Below are 2,013 nucleotides of genomic sequence, written 5' to 3'. Positions count from 1 at the left end.
CCAAAAGAGATGTAATCTCTGCTTCTTCCAGTCCTCGAAACAGTTGTGTATTGGATAAATTCATATTTTCCACCTCTTGTTGTTATAACAACAGACTTTCATTTTATATTATAGTATACTAAATCCAGAAACGCAAGAGAAAGGATGAAGCAAACATGATTCGGAAAATTATTCAAATAAACGAAGAAAAGTGCAATGGATGTGGGGCCTGCGCCGAAGCCTGCCATGAAGGGGCTATCGGCATGGTAAACGGGAAGGCAAAGCTCCTGAGGGACGATTATTGCGATGGTCTGGGCGACTGCTTGCCCACCTGCCCCACCGGTGCGATTTCCTTTGTGGAACGGGAAGCTGCTGCCTATGACGAAAAGGCCGTGCAGGAAAATATGAGAAAAAAGAACGGAATGAATTCTCCTTCCGTTGGTGTTCATGCGGATTGCCCCGGCAGCCGAATGCAGCGAATCCAGCATTCACAGGAATCTGCTCTTTCTGACCCGATACAGGCTGAGTCACAGCTAACGCAGTGGCCCTGCCAAATTAAGCTGGTTCCAGTAGGTGCCCCCTATTTTGAAGGAGCCAAATTGCTGATTGCGGCAGATTGCAGCGCATATGCCTATGCCAGAATGCACGAGGATTTTATGCGCGGGAAGATTACGCTGATTGGCTGCCCCAAACTGGACAACGTGGATTACAGCGAAAAGTTGACGCAGATTATCCAAAACAACAATATCCAGAGCGTGACCATTGTGCGGATGGAAGTCCCCTGTTGCGGCGGACTGGAATCAGCCGCTAAAAAAGCATTGCAGGCAAGCGGAAAATTCATTCCCTGGCAAGTGGTCACCATCTCGATTGACGGAAAGATTCTTGAATAAGTACTGATTCAGATTCAACTTTTTCGGGAACATATCCCACAGAAAGCCGAAACTATATTGAAGGAGGAAGCTGTTATGAGCCAAAAAATGAAAAACATTGCACAGGCTGAGGTCTTGACGCTGAAAGAGCAGATCTCCTATCAGGAGGGGCAGGTGGTCAGCAAGACGCTGGCTCAAAATCCGGCAGTAAGTATTACCCTGTTCTCATTCGCAAAGGGCGAGGAAATCAGCACCCATGAATCGGGCGGCGACGCTTTCGTCACCTGCTTGGACGGCATAGGAAAAATCACTATCGACGGCACGGAACATCTGCTACACGAAGGGGAATCCATAGTCATGCCGGCCGGGCACCCTCACGCGGTATATGGACAGGAAGCGTTCAAAATGCTTTTGGTCGTTGTGTTCTAAGCGGGAAGCGGCCATATAAGAATTATAAAAATGTATCATTCTATTAGGGAGGTAAATATGGAACAAAAAATGTTTTGCTATCAGTGTCAGGAAACCGCCGGGTGCAAGGGTTGCACCATGTCCGGTGTATGCGGGAAGAAGCCTGATGTGGCAGCTATGCAGGATCTGCTGGTCTATGTCACAAAAGGGATTTCAGCTGTTACAACTGCACTGCGTCAGGAAGGGAAGCAGGTATCTGCGGAAATCAATCACTTGATCACCCTGAATCTGTTCACCACCATCACCAATGCAAATTTTGACAAGGAGAGCATTGAGGCAAGAATCCGTACCACACTGACTGAAAAAGATGTGCTGTTGGCGCAGATTGCCGATCCTTCTGGTCTGCCCGAAGCGGCAAAATGGAATGGCTCTGGCAATTGGGAAGAGAAAGCCGGAACTGTCGGTGTTCTTTCTACTGAAAACGAGAATATCCGTTCTCTACGAGAACTGATTACCTACGGTCTGAAGGGATTGTCCGCATACTCCAAACACGCAAACGTTCTACTGAAGGATGATGAGGAGGTCGATGCTTTCCTTCAGCGAGCACTGGCAGCTACACTGGATGACAATCTCAGCGTAAAAGAATTGATTGCCCTGACAATGGAAACCGGAAAACACGGCGTATCCGGTATGGCTCTGCTAGACAAGGCCAACACGGAAGCCTATGGAAATCCCGAAATTACGAAGGTAAATATTG

General features: G+C 47.9%; 2 protein-coding genes and 1 pseudogene. All 3 read left to right on the top strand.

Translation table 11 applies throughout. The features are described from left to right. The first annotated feature begins 155 nt into the window (after positions 1-155). The gene (locus Q0526_RS10875; protein ID WP_298733444.1) at positions 156-869 is read left to right on the top strand and encodes a 4Fe-4S binding protein; all 714 of its coding nucleotides are present in this window, start codon (positions 156-158) and stop codon (positions 867-869) included. 75 nt (positions 870-944) lie between these two features. Further along, entirely contained in the window at positions 945-1,277 is a 333-nt protein-coding gene (locus Q0526_RS10870) for a cupin domain-containing protein (RefSeq protein ID WP_298733442.1), read from the top strand. Between the two features lie 57 nt (positions 1,278-1,334). Further along, positions 1,335-2,013 (top strand): annotated as a pseudogene (locus tag Q0526_RS10865) (hydroxylamine reductase); the annotation flags it as partial.

It is taken from the genome of uncultured Subdoligranulum sp., assembly GCF_937890665.1.
Note: the sequence above shows the minus strand (reverse complement) of the source record. Positions and strands in the feature narration are given on the sequence as shown.

Coding starts and splice junctions, on each gene's coding strand:
- Q0526_RS10875 (WP_298733444.1), top strand. CDS start 156: ATGATTCGGAAAATTATTCAAATAAACGAAGAAAAGTGCAATGGATGT.
- Q0526_RS10870 (WP_298733442.1), top strand. CDS start 945: ATGAGCCAAAAAATGAAAAACATTGCACAGGCTGAGGTCTTGACGCTG.